We start from the raw sequence: 16,650 nt of genomic DNA, 5'->3' as shown, positions 1-16,650 counted from the left end.
CACCACTCCGAAAGCGTACTTCGCCGCCCATATTTCGCCCGAAATCGCGAATCGTGCCCGAACTGATATTGATCGTCGTCTGAGGGCCGGAGATCTCGACTTTAGTGAAATTTTCGGCCTTGCGATGATTTTGCGATCGGGATAGAAGACTCGCAGTTCGAGACCGATGCGAAAAGAGTCGCCGGAGAGACCCGTCCCCGACCCCCTCGACGAAAGTCGAGATCGGAGCGAAAGTTACCCGAGCGATAAATTTCTCAAAGATCTCCGATATGTTGTAGATCAAGGCGCGACGAGCGGGCGCTGGACGGGGTTCCAATGATCGTGAGTCGCCATGCCGGTGGGGTGCGAGCGCTCGCCCCGGCGAAGCTGAATCTGTTCCTGGAAATCCTGGGCCGCAGGCCCGATGGCTACCATGAGATCGAATCGCTTATGGTCGCCGTGGACCTGCACGACACCCTGACGTTCTCCGACGACCCCTCGGGGGAGATCACGCTGACCTGCGACGATCCGACCCTGCCGACCGGGCGTGAAAACCTGGTCGTCAAGGCGGCGGAGCGGCTGAAGCGGGCGTCGGGATGCACGCGAGGCGCGGCCATCGGGCTCAGCAAGTCGATCCCGGCACAAGCGGGGTTGGCGGGCGGCTCGAGCGACGCGGCCGCGACGCTGGTGGCCCTGGATGAACTCTGGGAGTTGCGGACTCCTCCCGACCAGCTCGACGCCCTGGCCGGGGAAATCGGCAGCGACGTGGCGTTTTTCCGGCATGCTCCGGCGGCGATCTGTCGCGGCCGAGGCGAGGTCGTGGAGCCCCTGGCGCTGACGGCGCCCCTTTACTTCGTCCTAATCTGTCCGCCTATCGGCGTGAGCACGGCGGACGTCTACAGTCACCTGATCCCTCCCGAACGGCCTCGGCCGCTCGGTAGGGTGGTGGACGCTCTGGTCGCAGCTCGACCGGACGTCCTCGGGCCGGAGCTGTTCAATCGGCTCCAGCCTGTTGCCGAGTCGCTCGCCCCCGCACTCTCGCGGGTCCGCGATGGCTTGGCGAGTCTCGACCCGTCGCTCGACGGGTATCTAATGAGCGGGAGCGGTTCGGCCTATTTCGGGCTGGGCCGCGACCTGGGCGCGGCGCAAGCCGCAGCTCGCAACCTTGAAACGCTCGGACTAGGACGAGTCCGGGTCGTATCCTGCGGCCCTCAAGCAGCAGAGAACGCCTCGTAAAGGAGTACCGGCTGTGGAGATCACCGAAGTCCGCATCAAGCTCATGGAAGACAACTCGGGCAGCAATGAGCGGTTGCAAGCCTTTTGTTCCATCACCTTCGATGATATGTTCGTCATCCGCGACCTCAAGATCATCGAGGGCGCCAAGGGCTTCTTCGTCGCGATGCCTTCGCGGAAGCTGACGGACCGCTGCCACCATTGCGGCACCAAGAACCACCTGCGAAGCCGGTTCTGCAACCAGTGCGGGAGCCGCCTGGACGAGAACCGGGCCATCCGCGACGCCGACGGCCGCGCCAAGCTGCACGCCGACATCGCGCACCCGATCAACTCGATGTGCCGCGAGAAGATCCAGGGGGCCGTTCTCGCCTCGTACGCCGACGAACTCGAGCGTTCCAAGCTGCCGGGCTACGTGTCGAGGTATGACGATCTCGACGCCGAATACGATATGCCGTTCGACCCGGCCGCCCCGGCCGTCGCCGCCCATGCGGGCGAGCCGCCCCTCCGCCGCGGGCCCCTCCGCGGCCACACGCAGCACACTCGCGGCAGCCAGTCGGTCCTCCGCGGGCCGCACGTCTCCCCTCGTAAGGAGAGCTCGCCGGAAGGCATCGGCTCGGATCGCGAGACCTCGCAGGGCTTCGGCAACGGCCTTTGAGCTGCGATGAAGGAGCGTCGAGCGACCTCCGGGCGTGGACGTCGTCCCGGGGGTTGCGGACCTCGAATTGACCTGCATTCGACCGGCCACGGCGCGCCTTCGCGCCGTGGCTTTCGTTTCGTCATGACGGGAGGTCCTCGGTGTCGCTACAATCGTGCTTGATGGAGGAGCCCGAAACCCAACAGCCCAATCCGGCCCCACGCCGACCTCGAGGACCAAGGCCCGAACCGGCACCCGTCCGTCGCAGGCCCAGTTGGCCCTGGCGCATCGCGCGCATTTTCGTCCTGGTCTACGTCGGACTCGCCGGCGTCCTTTTCTCGCTCCAGTCCGACCTCATCTTCCCCGGCGCCAAGCGACAGGGGCAGCCCGACACCGTCGTCAAGCCGAGGCCCGACGAGGAACTCGTCACCCTGACCACCGCCAAGGGGGACAAGGTCATCGCCCTCTTCGCCCCGGCGCTCTCTCTCAGGGGCGAGGAGCTCCCGGACGCGACCATCCGTCCGACCATCCTCTACTTTTACGGCAACGCCATGTGCCTGAGCGATGCCGTAGACCAGCTCGAGCACTTCCGCAAGCTCGGCTTCAACGTCATGATCCCCGACTATGTCGGCTACGGCATGAGCGGCGGCAAGGCGTCGGAAGCGGGCTGTCAGGCGACCGCCGACGCGGCCCTGGCCCACCTCCGCACGCGCAAAGACATCGACCCGAGGAAGATCGTCGCCGCAGGTTGGTCGCTCGGTGGCGCCGTGGCCATCGACCTCGCCTCGCGCGAGAAGGTCGCCGGCCTGATCTCGTTCTGCACATTCACGAGCATGGGGGACATGTCGCGCAAGAACTTCCCGTTCCTGCCGGCCTCACTCCTGCTCCGCCACCGCTTCGACAGCCTCTCGAAGATGTCGAAGGTGAGCTGCCCGGTCCTGATTGGACACGGCGCCCGAGACACGCTCATCCCCCACGCGATGGCCGAGAAACTCGCCGAGGCGGCGCACACGCCCGTCATGAAGTTCACCGTTGATGCGGCCGGCCACAACGACTTTTTCGCGGTCGGGGGCAGTCAGGTTCTCCTTGCGATGAAGACCTACATCGAACAGCTCATGCCGAGCGAGTGAGCCATCAACCGACTCGGAGGTAGGGGGACTACTCCCTCGCAACGAGTCGATGTCGACCTGTACGAATCCCAGACTGGCCGAGCCGTCTCGTCAGGGGCGAAGAGACGACTCGGCATCGGCGATCAGGCGCTCAGGGCCTTGACGGCCCCGTGGAAGATCCGCATGCCGTCTCCTTCCCGGTCGGTGCGGTTCCGTGTCCATCGCGGGTGGTGGAGCGGGTCGACGAACCGCTCGGGGTGGGGCATGAGGCCGAAGATGCGGCCGGTGCTGTCGCAGATGCCGGCCACCGCGCCCGGCGTACCGTTCGGGTTCGCCGGATACTCGGCCGTGGGCTTGCCGTCCTTGTCGGCGTAGCGCAGCAGGACCTGGCCTGCCGCCTCGAGCCGGGCGAGCTCGGCCGGATCCGAGAGCATGAACTTGCCTTCGCCGTGGGCGACGGGCAGTTCGATCGGCTCATCGTCGCTGATGAACGGGGAGAGCCCCGGGTTCGGCTGCATGCGGACCCAGCGCGACTCGAAGTGGCCCGAGTCGTTATGCGTGATGGTCGCGGCGCCGGTGCAGCCTTCGCCGGGCAGGAATCCGGCCTTCACCAGGACCTGGAATCCGTTGCAGATCCCGAGGATCAGGCCGCCTCGCGCGTGGAAGTTCCGGATGGCGTCGTTGAGGACGGTCCCCAGGCGGGTGGCCAGGATGCGCCCCGCGCCCAGGTCGTCGCCGTAAGAGAATCCGCCGGGCAGGGTCAGGATCTGGTACGAGTCGAGGGCCCTGGGCTCCTCGAGCAGCCGCGCGACGTGCCAGGTCTCAGCTTCGGCGCCGGCGAGCCGCCAGGCGGCCGCCGTCTCCTCGTCGCAGTTCGTGCCCGGGGCCCGCAGGATGATGGCGCGAGGTCTAGCCATGATCAATAATTGCCTTCGTTGGGCGAGTAGGTGGCGGGATAGTCGACCTCGGCGCGATAGGCCAGGTTGCGACGGATCAGGTCGGCTTCATAGACCTGGACCACGAAATCGGCGGCGATCTTCAAGCGGGACGAGGCCCCCTTGGCCGGGAAGTCGGCCGGGGCTCCCCGGCGGAACTCGGCCACGCCAACGTGCTTCGACCTACCCTTCACATAGTTGATGCCGGGGATACCGTCGGCGTCGCCCGAGATCAGGAGGGCGATGTCGTACGTATCCTGGAGCGCGACCATGTCGACGGCCAGGCTCGTGTCGAGCCCCTTCTCGTTCAGCGTGTGGTGCAGCAGGTCGACCTTCCAGTGCCCTTCCTGGCGGATCTCGACGAAGTCGGTCGCCGCCTGGACGCCGTGATAGAACCGCTTCTTTCGCTCGAGGGCGCGTCGCTTGCCTTCGTACCACTCGCGGGTCTCTGTGAAGCAGAGGTTCCAGGCCTCTTCCGCCCGGCGCTCCGCCGAGAGGTCCGGCATCCTGCGACCGACGTCCTCGAGGTAGCTGTCGCGGAGCCTCGGATTCAGCTCGAATCGGCTGCGGAGCCGGGACTCCGCCTTGGGGTCGTTCAGGTCCCACTCGTCCATCTTGCCGACGACATACCAGTAGATCCGAGAATGCTGGGCCGAGGGCCAGGGGGACCCTTCGGCGAACGTCCGGCCCCAGTAGTGCACGCTCTGCTCGAAAACATGCCGGTAGAACGAGCCATAGTCGTCCACGCGCAGATTCAGGTGCTTCAGGACGCCGTCAAGATTGGATCCATCTACAAATGTCACGAATCTTAGCATTTTTGATTCCCTATCAGATTTTACATCCATAAAGAACTCGTTGAGGTGGGAGACTCGATCTACCAGCGGAGCGGAACTTGCCACGCGGACTTCAAGTCGTCGAGGGAGACGTCGATCGCCGGCTGGCCCCCGAGCCCCGTGATCACGAGGCGAGGCGCGACTTCACCGGCCGGTTGCGACACTTCGCCGATTCGGGCGATGGGGAGGGACGCCGCGAGCTTGAGCAGGGGGGGGACGGCATCGGGATGGACTTCGAGCAGGAAGCGGGTGGGGGACTCCGAGAAGAGGAGGGCGGCGTCGTGGGAGGCGTCTTCAGGACGGGGAACATCTTGCAGCGAGGCCTTCACGCCCAGGCCGCCGGCGAAGGCCATCTCGGCCAGCCCTGTGGCGAGGCCCCCTTCGCTCAGGTCGTGGCAACTACGGATCAGGCCCTGTTTGATCGCCGAGTGGATGAACGCGAACGTCGCCTTGCCGCGCTCGCCGTCGACTCTGGGCACGCGCCCGCCTTCGGTCCCCTGCGTCAGGGCCCAGTGCGAGCCGCCCAGCTCGAGCTTGGTCTCACCCACGACGAAGAGGACGTTGCCCGCTTCCTTCAGGTCCATGGTCACGCAGGTGCCGACGTCCGGGACCTGGCCCATCGCGCTGATGAGCAGCGTCGGCGGGATGGCCCGGCTCTGCCCCTCGTGGGTGTACTCGTTGTAGAGGCTATCCTTGCCCGAGATGAACGGCGTGCCGTACTGGAGGGCGTAATCGTGGCACCCCTGAGCCGCCCTCACGAGTGAGCCGAGGGTCTCGGGGCGCTCGGTGTTGCCCCAGCAGAAGTTGTCGAGCAGGGCGATCTTTTCGGGATCCGCGCCGACGGCCACGCAGTTGCGGATCGCCTCATCGATCACGCAGCCGGCCATGGCGTAGGGGTCGAGCTTGCCGTAGCGCGGGTTGATCCCGCAGCCGACCGCCAGGCCTCGCCGGGATCCCCGCACGGGAAGGACGACGGAGGCGTTGCCGGGGCCGTCGTCGTCGACGCCGACCAGCGGCTTGACCACCGTGCGGGCCTGGACCTCGTGGTCGTACTGGCGGACGATCCACTCCTTGCTGCAGACATCCCAGGCGGCGAGGATCTTGAGCAGGTCGTCGCCGTAGTCGGTCCGATCGGGGAGCGGCAGGTCCTTCTCGGGAGGCGCGGTGTACGTCGCCGTGCGGACGACCGCGGGCCGGCCCTCGTGGAGGAATTCCATCGAGAGGTCGGCAACCGTCTCCCCCTGATAGCGGAGGGTCAGCTTGCCCGTGTCGACGAACTCGCCGAGGTCGGTCGCCTCGACCGACTCTCTGGCGCAGAGGTCGTGCAGCGCCTTCCAGTTTTCCGGGGGCACGGCCAGGACCATGCGCTCCTGGGCCTCCGAGATCCAGATCTCGGTGTAGGATAGCCCTTCATACTTGAGCGGGGCCTTCTCGAGGTCGACGAGGGCGCCGAGGTGCTCGCCCATCTCGCCGACGGCCGAGCTGAAACCGCCCGCGCCGCAGTCGGTGATCGAGCGGAAGAGGCCCTTATCTCGGGCCTGGAGCACGACATCCAGCACCATCTTCTCGGTGATGGCATTGCCGATCTGCACGGCGCCGCCCGAGAGGCTCTCGCTCTCGGCCGTGAGCTCGGCAGAGCTGAACGTGGCGCCGTGGATGCCGTCGCGGCCCGTCCTGCCGCCGATGGCGACGATCCGGTCGCCCGGCTCGACGCTCTTGCTCGACATCCCGCGCGGGATCACGCCGATCGTGCCGCAGAAGACGAGCGGATTCGCGAGGAAATCAGGGTCGACGACGAGCGCGCCGTTGACCGTCGGGATCCCCATGCGGTTGCCGTAGTCGCGCACGCCGGCGACGACCCCCTTGAGCACGCGCTTGGGATGGAGCACGCCGGAGGGGAGGGCATCGGGGGGGAAGTCGGGGGCGGCCACGCAGAAGACGTCGGTATTGCAGATCGGCTTCGCGCCCAGGCCGGTGCCGAGCGGGTCGCGGATCACGCCGCCGAGGCCGGTGTTGGCTCCGCCGTAGGGGTCGATGGCCGACGGGTGATTGTGCGTCTCGACCTTGAAGCAGACGTCCACATCATCGTCGAACCGGACGACGCCGGCGTTGTCGGCGAAGACGCTGACGAGCCAGTCGGAGTCGAGCTCGCGAGTGGCCTGGAAGATGGTCTGCTTCAGGAGGTTGTTGATGACCTGGCCTTCGAACTCGATGAGTCCGCGGAGCGTCTTGTGCGAGCAGTGCTCGCTCCACGTCTGAGCGAGCGTCTCGAGCTCGACGTCGGACGGGTCGCGGCCGAGCTCGGCGAAGTGGCGCTGGATCGTCTGCATCTCGGCCAGGCTGAGGTGGAGCTGGCCCGACTTGCTGAGGTGCAGGAGCTCGGCGTCATTCATGCCGCGGAGCGCGACGTCGACGCGGTGGAACTTGTACTCATGCCCCTGACCGAGTCGATCGAAGGGCAAGGCTCCTTGGATCGCCTGCTCGACGGCGTCGTTGGCGAGCACGCGCTGGATGAGCCTGGGGAGCTCTTCCGCGGGGCCATCGACGAGGTACGTCCGGATCGTGCGGACGTTCTCGACACCGAAGTCGAGGTCCTTCAGGAGGGCCAGGGCGCTCTCGGCCTCGGGGTCGGTCACGCCCGGCTTGGGGAGGACGTGGACGGCGTTCGCCCGGCCGAGGCCCGACTCACGCGAAGGCTTGACGGAAAAGGCTTCGACGACCGGATCGACGAGGATCTGCTCGGCCGCTCGGATCAGGTCGTCCTTCGAGAGCGTCCCTTCGACCAAGAATCCGCGACTTGCGGTGATTCGCCAAGGACCCGAGAGACCCAACTCGACCGACTCGGCCTCGATCCGTCGACCTTCGCGGTCGACGGTGCCCGCGGCTGCGTCAATCTGCAAATGCCATAACATGATGAGATTTAACTCGAAGAGGACGAAATTGGATCAAAGGTTCGTTCAAGTCAGCCGATGTACCAATCCGTTGGTGTGCCGAAGACCCATGTTGAGGGACTAGCTTCGCGACCGGTCGCGGGCCAGGGGGTGGCCCGTGATCGGCGAGGTAGGGTAACGCTTTAATCTTGTCGACGACGACCACCGGGGCCGCGAGGCGGGAGAAACGAGTTCACGCGCACCGCAGGATCAAGGATACGTTTCCAGGTTGTCCGTTCCAGGATGAAAATCAAGTCATCAGGATGCAATTCTCAACTTTCGATGCCCACCGCCGAGTTTTCCGAGTCGAAACGAGCCCGCAGGGCCTTGGCCGAATCCCATAAGTCATTCAGCGTCGGTTCGTCATCGGCGACGAGGGCGTCCTTGAACGCGGAGAGGCGCTTTTCGAACGCGGTCATCGCCTCGAGGACCGCCTCGCGATTGGCCCGGAAGATCCCCGACCAGAGCTTCGCATCCGACCCGGCGACCCGCGTCCCGTCCCGATAAGCCCCGGCGGCCATCGCCAGGATCTCGGCGGGGATCACGCCGGCGAGCGCGGAGGCCAGGGCATGCGGCAGGTGGCTGGTCAGGGCGAGGGCCTTATCGTGGTCTTCGGGGGTCGTCTCGATCATGCGGCAACCCAGGCCGCCCCAGAACTCTCGGGCTCGTTGCAGGCGATCGGGCGGGGTGTCGGCCGTCGGGGTCAGCACGCATGACCGGTTCACGAAGAGGTTGGCGTCGGCGAAGGCCACCCCTTTGCGTTCGGAACCTGCGATCGGGTGTCCCCCCACGAAGACCGCGCGCGATCGATCGTGCTTGGCGACCTGCTCGACGATCTCGCGCTTCGTGCTCCCCGCGTCGGTCACCAAGACCCCCTCCGGCCCCCACTCGGCTGCGTTCCGGACGTCGTCGACGATCTGGGGGACCGGCGTGCAAATGACCACGACCTCCGCTGCGGCCACCCCTCGTCGAGGATCGGTCGTACCTTCGTCGATCGCCCCGTGCCGGACTCCCTCATCGAGTCTCGAGGCATCGCGACCGATCCCCACGACCCGTTCGACCAGACCCCGTTCCCGAAGCGCTTTCCCGACCGATCCGCCGATCAAGCCGACTCCGACGATTGCAACGGTCCCAAGACGCGGCAAAATTCACGACTCCTCGACATCGCCAGGCAACGATTTAAAAATTTTAATACGAAATTCCAACCAGGCCAATGCCCAAGACTCAGAATGCCTCTCTCGATCGGGATTGCCTAGTCTGCCCTTTCTCGCAACTTTAGCTCGAGAATCGCAATTTGGCCGACGGTATTACACTCCGATGTCCAGAAAGGGCTTGAGCGCCTCGGACATAGCCATGGCTGACTTCCAGCGATCCTTCGGATTCTTCTCGAGCGCCTTACGGAGCAGACGCTCCAGGCCTTCGGGTGCGTCGGGCCGGTGGGCGCGCAGCGGGACCGAGGGATTCTCGAGGATGATGCTGTACGCGTCGTTCCGCCTCGGGTCGAAGTCGAAGTACGGATAGTTGAGGGTGAGCAGATAGTAGAGGGTCGCCCCCGCGCTGAAGAGGTCGGCCGACTCCTTGATGTCCCGGAAATCGCGGATATGGTCCGGCGACAGGAACCCGATCGAGCCGCCGATGTCCCCCTGGTGCGTGAGCCCGACGAACGCCTCGTTCTCACGGAAGCTCTTGGCGAGGCCGAAGTCCGAGAGCTTGACCTGCGGGCGGTGGGGTGGGCCCACGATCAGCAGATTCGACGGCTTGACGTCGCGATGCACGTACCCCTTGGAATGCGAATAGTCGAGCGCCGAGAGCAGAAACCGTCCGATCCTCGCGGCCGTCCCGTAGGGCAGGGGGGTTGACAGCGTCGAGACCCATTCGAGCGCGTTGCGGCCGGCGACGTACTCCATGATGAGTTGGAACTGGCCGTCGAGCTCGAAGATGTCGTAGAAGGCGACGATGTTCGGATGGCACTGGCCAGAAGGCATCAGCAAGTCTTTGAGGACGAGCATCTCGCGACGGAAGTAGTCGCGGGCGCGGTCGTTCGTCACGCCGACGGAGGGCATCATCTTGATGGCCACCGGCCGGTTGACCGAGAGCTGGCGGGCGAAGAAGACCTCGCCCATGCCGCCGCCGCCGATCCTCCGCTCGATGAGGTAGTCGGGATGCGTCTCCGGGAACCTGCGCCTCATGGACTCGCACTGATCGCAGAGCCAGATGACCGGCTCGCTGGGATTCGCCCGATGCTCGGGCGTGTCGAAGCCCTCGGGCGCGGCCCGGCCGCAGCCGAGGCAATAGATGGGGAAGGTACCGTTGGACGTCGACCGGTCGACCACCACGTCGAACGCGCTATCGCCCGCCGTGATGACGTCTCCGTTGCGGAGGGGCGTCGACTCGACGCGGAGGCCGTTGATCTTCGTCCCGTTCGTACTCCCCAGGTCTTGCAGGATGCACTGCGGCGGCTCGACCTCGATCCGGAAGTGCTCTCGGGAGAGGAGCCGATCTTCGTGCATGGAGAACCGGACTTGCGACGAGCGTCCGACGACTGCCGCGTCGCGGTCGCTCAGCAAGAGTTCTCGACCTGAGTGCGGGCCCCCTGTCACCCGAAGGACGACCTGCATCCGACTCTCCGAAACCCCGAAGCGGACAGACTCTCGTCGAGGTTATCCCAATCCAATATGTCTCGACCACGACGACGTCGATACGGTGAGGGGCATGGCCAAAGAACCATGCCCGGCCCACGGAGATAACCTAGTAGACTATCATAGCCGAGATCGGCTCATACGCGGTACTCCTGATCGAAGTCATTGCGGCCGAGGGTGCGAAGGGACGAGCGACGGGGCCGTCTTGGCCGTCGGGCTATTTCACCAGTCGCTCGGCGGCGATTTCCCTGAGCCGCTTGAGGTCGATCTTGCCGGTCCCCAACACCGGGATCTCGTCGACCGGGATGAAGTCGTCGGCCGAGGGGATCCAGAGCCTGGGCATGTTGCTCGCATTGAGGCGTCGGCAGATCTCCTCGCTCGAAATCTCGAGAGGCGTGTGCAGGACGCAGAGGCGTTCGCCCCGCTTGGCGTCGGGGAGGGAGGTTACGGCGATGTGCTGGTCGGTCGTGCCGGCCGCTTCGACGATCGCGGACTCGACGGCCATGTGCGGGACCATCTCGCCGCCGATCTTCGAGAACCGGCTCAGGCGGTCGGTGACCTTGAGGAACCCGTCGGGGTCGACATAGCCGAGGTCCCCCGTGTTGTACCAGCCATCCTTGAGCACTTTCGCCGTCGCATCCGGCTTGCCGAGGTAGCCGACCATGACCTGGGGACCTCCGACCAGGATCATGCCCTCGACCCCTTGCGGAAGTTCGGCCCCGGTATTGATGTCGAGGATCTTGATGTGAGTGCCGGGGAGCGGTCGGCCCACGGTCCCCGGGCGATTGCCGGAGACCTTGCGGCCATCCGCCAGGGTGATGTCGGTCGGGATGTTCACCGCGACGACCGGCGAGAGCTCGGTGCAGCCATACCCCTCGAGCGGCTCGATGCCGAGCTTGTCCCGGATTTCGCGGGCGAACTCGGGCTTGAGCTTCTCGGCGCCCAGCACGAGGTGGACCAGCGACGAGAACTGCTTGGGGTCGCAACGATGCAGATAGGCCCGGAAGAACGTCGGCGAGGCCGGCAGCAGCGTCACCTTATATTTCTCGCACAGGGTCCCGATGATCTTGGCGTCGAGCGGGCTGAAGTGGAAGGCCACCCGCTTGCTCAGGCAGAGCGGCGTCCAGAGCGTCACCGTGAACCCGAACGAGTGGAAGAACGGCAAGACACCCAGGACCGACTCATCCTTCAGGAGCACGATCTGATTATTAAACTGGGAGATGTTGTTGAGGATATTCCCGTGCGAGAGGACGACCCCCTTCGGATCCCCCGTCGAGCCCGACGTGAAGATGACGGTGGCCGTCTTGTCGAGGCTCTCGTCGCGGAGCCCCGGCAGGAAGAGTCCGAGCATCGACATCGGCACGGCCTTGCAGACGGTGGCCGCCCAGATCTTGTCGACGAGCGTCATCTGCTTGGGGATATCCTCGAGATAGATCAGATTCCCCTTGGGTGTGACCTTGAACCGATCCAGCGCCTTCTTCGACGTCAAGACCTGCGCGATCTTGCACTGGTCGATCGACGCGTTGATCAGGTCCTGGCTCGCGGTGTAATTCAGATTGACCGCGATCTTGCCCAGGAGCGCCAGGGCGATGTTGGCCACGGCCGAGGGGACCGTGGGGGGGAGCAGCAGGCCGACATAAGGCTCCGGACCGAGCAGCCTTGCCAGGACCCGACTCAACGCCAGCGAGCGCAGCAGCGTCTCCGAGGACGTGAGCTCGGACCCGGTGCTGTCGGACATGCAGGGTCGTTTGGGGTTGCTGCGGGCTTCATAGACGAAGGCGCGCGGCAGCGACCGCCAATGAGCGGGCAAGGGGGGGAGGGGGCGGGCCTCCTTGGCCTGGGTCGTCGCAGGGCTGGCTAGGATCTCGGTTGTCATGGCGATTTCTCGGTCGGCGACCCGGTATTCTGCCTCGGCCCGGGGTTGCCGTGGACCATCGAGTCGGTGTGGAGGGAAGATCCATCAATGTACGAGACGCTACGGCACCGTACAAATGATTCCTGCGCGGCAACGCGCCGGAGGTGCCATCCGGCCAGTCGGGTTACGGTGATCGACTTGGGTGGAGGACTTATCCGGCGATAACCGCAAGTCTCATCGGCGAAAATGGGCTCCCGAATCCTTCAAGAGATCGATCGTTCGAGCCTTTGGCGAGATTTCCGGGCTCGGATTCCCGACCCGAGAATGCTCGAGCCCGCTTTTCTCTCGAGGGGTGTTCAGGCACTTATTCGCCGACAGGAACTTTCGTACCCATTGACTATCGACTATTAGAATAGGGACGCAACAATGAGGCTTGGGACGATGCCATCAATTCTGCTTCCAATGGCCATCGTCGAGAGTTTGACGCTTGTCCCAGGTTATTCGGCGAAGCGACGCGCTTGTGGCACTTCGCCTCGAAGTTGAGTGAGCCCTGTCCTCTTAAGAGGGCGCGACCCGTCACGCGGGCCGCGGATTCATGGAACCGTCACTTTCCGAGAGGCCGGCGCGACTGCAGGTGGAGATGCCTTTTCGCGTCCAGGGCTACGACATCGACTTCGCCCGGATCGTCAGCAACATCGTCTATGTTCGCTGGTTGGAAGACCTTCGGCTTAGATTCTGCGATCGGCACTATCCCCTCGAGGAGATGATTGCCCAGGATTTCGTGCCGGTCCTCTCAAGCACGCAGATCGAATACAAACGGGCGATCCGGTTCGGCGATGAGGTTCTGGGGCGGATCTGGTTCGTGGAATTTCAGGGCCCGCGCTGGATCTTCCAGTGCGAGTTGCTGGTCAACGGTGAACTCTCGGCGACCGCGATCCAGACCGGAGCCTTCGTCCGCCTGACGACGTCCAGGCCGATCAAGGTTCCCAGAGACCTGGCGGAACGATTTCAGGTGGGCGGGAGTTTCACCGAGCCGGAATCGACCTGACCTCGATCGGAGCGACGGAGAAACCGCCCAAGCCCGGCGATGTCCAGCCGATCGGCGCGATAGGCGATGTAGCCGTCGGGGTGGATCAGGAAGGGAGCCTGCGGGACCTCGTGGCTCAGCCCATAGGCCTCGAAGACCTGCATCCCGGAGGCGATCAGCCCCCGCTCAAGGAACCGATCGGCCAGGCCGAGGCTCAGGAAGAGCTCCATGGACCGGGCGTGGATCCCGAAGGCATGCGACTCATGGGCTTGCTGCTCACCCTTGTCGAGGATCCTTGTCTTGATCCCACGATGAGTGAGGAGCAGGGCGGCCATCAAGCCGGTCCGACCCGAACCCACGATGACGAGGTCGGTGTCTTGAGGATCTGATGGCTCGCTCGCCATCGGGATTCTCCGTCATGCCTGAATCGTGCCAGGGGTCGATAGAGGGACGAGCCCCACATGAGTAGCCGACGCGTACGACCGCGATGAGTCGAGTCGTCGGCTGCAGCCATGCGAGGGATCGGCTTCATCTTCCCCGAGTGGTCCGGACGGGCAAGAGGGAGGAACGGATCGCGCGAGCCATCTGAAAGGCTTCGAGGTGAAGTCTCTGAGGAGATGTCGCCCGGGGAGACAGTGTGCGTCTCCCGGGCGTTTTAATACGTCATAAATCCACGGCCTCTGGCCGTGCGACCCGAAGAGCTTCGAGCGATCCGACGTGCAATGAAATAGGCTCCTCCTTCCAGGAAGGCCCCGAGGGGCAGGAAGGAGGAGCCTATGCACGAATGGCAGAGCCTTTCCCATGTCCGGTGGGAATGCAAGTACCACGTCGTGATCATACCGAAGTACCGCCGCAAAGTCTTCTACGGAAGGCTTCGGCATCAGATCGGCCCGATCCTTCGGGAATTGTGCCGTCAACGCGGGATCGATCTGTTGGAAGGGCACGCGATGCCCGACCACATCCACCTGTGCTTGAGCATACCGCCCAAGTATAGCGTGGCGAACACGATCGGGTTCCTGAAGGGCAAGAGCGCCGTCCGGATCCATCGTGAGCTGTTGAAGGAGCGCCGGATGACGGGCCTGCATTTCTGGGCGACGGGTTATTGCGTGAGCACGGTGGGCCTTGATGAGGCCCGGGTGCGGCAGTACATCCGCGAGCAGGATGAGCTGGATCGTCGGCAGGGCGAGTTGAACCTGGAGTAACCCCGTAGGCCCCGAGGGGGCCTTCCTGGCCTTACGCCCCCCGCGGGGGCTACCGCATGTACCGGGCTCCGACGGAGCGACTCAAGTCATCGCCCCCAACGGGGGCTTCCTCACGTATCGGGCCCCCTCGGGGGGCCTTCCTGATACCTCGGCCTCCGGCCGAGGAGCCTCATTCCCAAGGTTCAATAGGCGTCGGAACTGATGACCTCGCCACCCCTGGTGCTGGCGAGCGCCCGATAGGTCAGGGGATTGACCGCGTCCTTGACGAACTTGACGCTGCCGTCACAGAACCCGACATTCACGCCCGCCGGGTGCTTGCTGCGTGCGGCGGTGATGACCAGGCCATTGGGGCCGGCAATACAGGGCGGATTCGTCGATCCAGGGTAGTTGCAATAACCCTGGTCCTGCATCCAGTCCGGCTTCGATGTGTTGGGTGTGAGGTAGCCGGAGAAGTTCGCGGCATAGGCCCAGTGCGAGAAGCCACGAAGGTCCAAACTCGCGCCACTGATCCCGACGAGGACTTCGGAGACCATCATGGTGTTACTCAGGCCGTCGGTGATCCCGGCGAAGCGGACGACGCCGTTGGTCGCCCCCTGGCCGCCACCGGCCGCGATGTCGGGCAGCGGGGCACCGACGTCTCCGAAGGGGGCGCCCATGAAGTCCACTCGGACGCTGTTATCCAGGAGGTAGGGGACGAACGAGCCCCCCTGGACGCTCCCCTGCTGCATGGTGATGTTGCCGAAGTTGACCACGTAGTTCTGCGAGGTGACGTTCTTGCCGAGGTTGCTGATGCCGGCCGTCTGCGTGTTATTGCCGTCGCTGGGGCAATAGTACGCGTTCACTCGCGTGGAGGTCACGGTGATATTGGCAGCGCCGGCGTATCGGAAGTCGCCATCGACGTAGCCCGGCAATCCGGAGTTGTTCCCCACGCTGTTCCACGAGTTGAAAAGCGCCTGCTGCTCGACATATGGGAGCAGGGGGATCAACCACGAGCCCCAGCAACACCCTCGCATGCCCTGGGGCAGCGAGCTGTGAGTCGACTCGTAGTTGTGCATGCCCAGGCCGATTTGTTTCAGATTATTGACGCATTGAGCCCGCCTCGCGGCCTCGCGAGCGGCCTGCACGGCCGGGAGCAATAACGCGATCAAGACCGCGATGATCGCGATGACCACGAGCAATTCGATCAGGGTGAAGCCAATTTCGTGGCCCCGACGTGAACGATTCGTCATTGGGATTCCTCAGAGCCAGGATTGTGACGCGAAACGTGGTGTCACGAAAACTCGGATCGGCAGCGGCGGGCGCAGGGCGATCGTATCGACTCGGCGAAATGCTGCCGGGACGGTCCGCGTGGAGGAAAGATAGGCACGTGCCGACTTACTTGGACTTCAACTCATAGTTGAAGTTGGAGGGGCCGTCGACGGTGATGTCGGCCATCAACTCGGAATTGCTGTTGTACTTGCTCGGGACCTGATCCTGATCCTTGGCCTTGGCCCCCTTCTTAAGCCTGGGCGGCATGCCGGGAGCGGACTTCGTCGCGGCCGCCGAATCGCCCTTGTCGGCGACGGAGGAGGCGACGGATCGGATTGAGACGTGATACTTGCCGGGCGTCGGCCCTTGCTGCCTGTCGATCGAATAGTCGCCGTCGAGGATGACGGCCCCCGCCGAGACCGAGCCGGTGCTACCCGGCTCCGCGGGATCGAACGAGATGGCCCCCTTCGAGAGCGGGACGCCGTCGAGCGTCACCGACCCATAGATGGCCCTGCGGGGGAGGCCATCCGAGCTGGAACTGCCGCAACCCCCCGCCGAGGTGAGCGCGACGACCGTCGCCAGCGCGGTGAAGCGGGATCGATGCGAAAACATGGTGTAGCACTTTTCGCATTTGTAGCCGGGCCTGGCACCGCGCAAGGGTCGTGCGGCGGGGCCATCGGCGAAGTCAGATTAATCGGAAGCAACCCGTCGAGCCGGGGGAGAGGATGAAGCCCCGGCCTCAAAGTCTTCGGAGTGGAGGCCCTTCAGCATGCCCTCGGGAGGATCTCCTTCGTAGCACGATGACTTTTCCTAGATAACGCGCAATTAAGCCGCTGGCAACCGAAATATTATCAGAAAATTTAATTTCCGAAGACGCATGAGGGGGTGAGCGTGGCTTAAACAATTAAGATTGAGGTGTTTGTCGCGAGAGTTGAGAACGGTGACTTCGTTGTAATTCGTTCCAGTCAATAGGGCCAGCCATATTCATTGTTGAGTTGGATTATAGAGAATCGAAAATCAACGGAG

General features: G+C 64.3%; 14 protein-coding genes. 5 read left to right on the top strand and 9 right to left on the bottom strand.

What is annotated here, in order from left to right; genetic code table 11:
- The first annotated feature begins 315 nt into the window (after positions 1-315).
- The 3 genes from ispE (at position 316) to ACOYYX_RS17745 (ending at position 2,976) form a co-directional block, all read left to right on the top strand.
- Complete coding sequence (ispE, locus tag ACOYYX_RS17755; protein WP_422931247.1) at positions 316-1,215, top strand: 4-(cytidine 5'-diphospho)-2-C-methyl-D-erythritol kinase; 900 nt, start codon at positions 316-318, stop codon at positions 1,213-1,215.
- A gap of 13 nt (positions 1,216-1,228) precedes the next feature.
- Positions 1,229-1,867: a septation protein SpoVG family protein gene (locus tag ACOYYX_RS17750; protein WP_422931246.1), complete on the top strand. Its 639-nt coding sequence runs from the start codon at positions 1,229-1,231 to the stop codon at positions 1,865-1,867.
- A gap of 140 nt (positions 1,868-2,007) precedes the next feature.
- Positions 2,008-2,976, top strand: coding sequence for an alpha/beta hydrolase (locus tag ACOYYX_RS17745; RefSeq protein ID WP_422931245.1), 969 nt, complete (start codon positions 2,008-2,010; stop codon positions 2,974-2,976).
- A gap of 122 nt (positions 2,977-3,098) precedes the next feature.
- Here the strand turns inward: ACOYYX_RS17745 and purQ are convergent, their stop codons facing one another.
- The 6 genes from purQ to ACOYYX_RS17715 all read right to left on the bottom strand — a co-directional run bounded on the left by purQ (position 3,099) and on the right by ACOYYX_RS17715 (position 12,168).
- Positions 3,099-3,872, bottom strand: coding sequence for a phosphoribosylformylglycinamidine synthase I (gene purQ, locus ACOYYX_RS17740; protein WP_422931244.1), 774 nt, complete (start codon positions 3,870-3,872; stop codon positions 3,099-3,101).
- 2 nt (positions 3,873-3,874) lie between these two features.
- Entirely contained in the window at positions 3,875-4,705 is an 831-nt protein-coding gene (locus ACOYYX_RS17735) for an NYN domain-containing protein (protein WP_422931243.1), read from the bottom strand.
- Between the two features lie 59 nt (positions 4,706-4,764).
- The gene (purL, locus tag ACOYYX_RS17730) at positions 4,765-7,635 is read right to left on the bottom strand and encodes a phosphoribosylformylglycinamidine synthase subunit PurL (protein WP_422931242.1); all 2,871 of its coding nucleotides are present in this window, start codon (positions 7,633-7,635) and stop codon (positions 4,765-4,767) included.
- 290 nt (positions 7,636-7,925) lie between these two features.
- Entirely contained in the window at positions 7,926-8,759 is an 834-nt protein-coding gene (locus ACOYYX_RS17725; RefSeq protein WP_422931634.1) for a prephenate dehydrogenase, read from the bottom strand.
- Between the two features lie 201 nt (positions 8,760-8,960).
- The gene (locus ACOYYX_RS17720; RefSeq protein WP_422931241.1) at positions 8,961-10,220 is read right to left on the bottom strand and encodes a protein kinase domain-containing protein; all 1,260 of its coding nucleotides are present in this window, start codon (positions 10,218-10,220) and stop codon (positions 8,961-8,963) included.
- 289 nt (positions 10,221-10,509) lie between these two features.
- Positions 10,510-12,168, bottom strand: a complete 1,659-nt coding sequence (locus ACOYYX_RS17715; RefSeq protein WP_422931240.1) for an AMP-binding protein — start codon at positions 12,166-12,168, stop codon at positions 10,510-10,512.
- A 619-nt stretch (positions 12,169-12,787) separates the two neighbouring features.
- Here ACOYYX_RS17715 and ACOYYX_RS17710 point away from each other — a divergent pair.
- Positions 12,788-13,195, top strand: coding sequence for an acyl-CoA thioesterase (locus tag ACOYYX_RS17710; protein ID WP_422931239.1), 408 nt, complete (start codon positions 12,788-12,790; stop codon positions 13,193-13,195).
- Here ACOYYX_RS17710 and ACOYYX_RS17705 read toward each other — a convergent pair.
- A complete protein-coding gene (locus ACOYYX_RS17705; RefSeq protein ID WP_422931238.1) occupies positions 13,156-13,578 on the bottom strand; it encodes an FAD-dependent monooxygenase in 423 nt (140 codons plus the stop codon). The genes ACOYYX_RS17710 and ACOYYX_RS17705 overlap by 40 nt on opposite strands.
- Before the next feature lie 372 nt (positions 13,579-13,950).
- Here ACOYYX_RS17705 and tnpA point away from each other — a divergent pair, with 372 nt between their 5' ends.
- Positions 13,951-14,376 (top strand): IS200/IS605 family transposase, encoded by a 426-nt coding sequence (tnpA, locus tag ACOYYX_RS17700; protein WP_422923331.1) that lies wholly within the window; start codon positions 13,951-13,953, stop codon positions 14,374-14,376.
- Positions 14,377-14,558: 182 nt separating this feature from the next.
- Here the strand turns inward: tnpA and ACOYYX_RS17695 are convergent, their stop codons facing one another.
- Both ACOYYX_RS17695 and ACOYYX_RS17690 read right to left on the bottom strand, forming a co-directional pair.
- Positions 14,559-15,605, bottom strand: coding sequence for a DUF1559 domain-containing protein (locus ACOYYX_RS17695; RefSeq protein WP_422931237.1), 1,047 nt, complete (start codon positions 15,603-15,605; stop codon positions 14,559-14,561).
- A 145-nt stretch (positions 15,606-15,750) separates the two neighbouring features.
- Entirely contained in the window at positions 15,751-16,236 is a 486-nt protein-coding gene (locus ACOYYX_RS17690; RefSeq protein ID WP_422931236.1) for a hypothetical protein, read from the bottom strand.
- Positions 16,237-16,650: the final 414 nt, after the last annotated feature.

The sequence above is a fragment of the Singulisphaera chitinilytica genome (assembly GCF_049331405.1).
Taxonomy (GTDB): domain Bacteria; phylum Planctomycetota; class Planctomycetia; order Isosphaerales; family Isosphaeraceae; genus PoT.
This window is presented reverse-complemented; position numbering and strand designations above follow the sequence as displayed.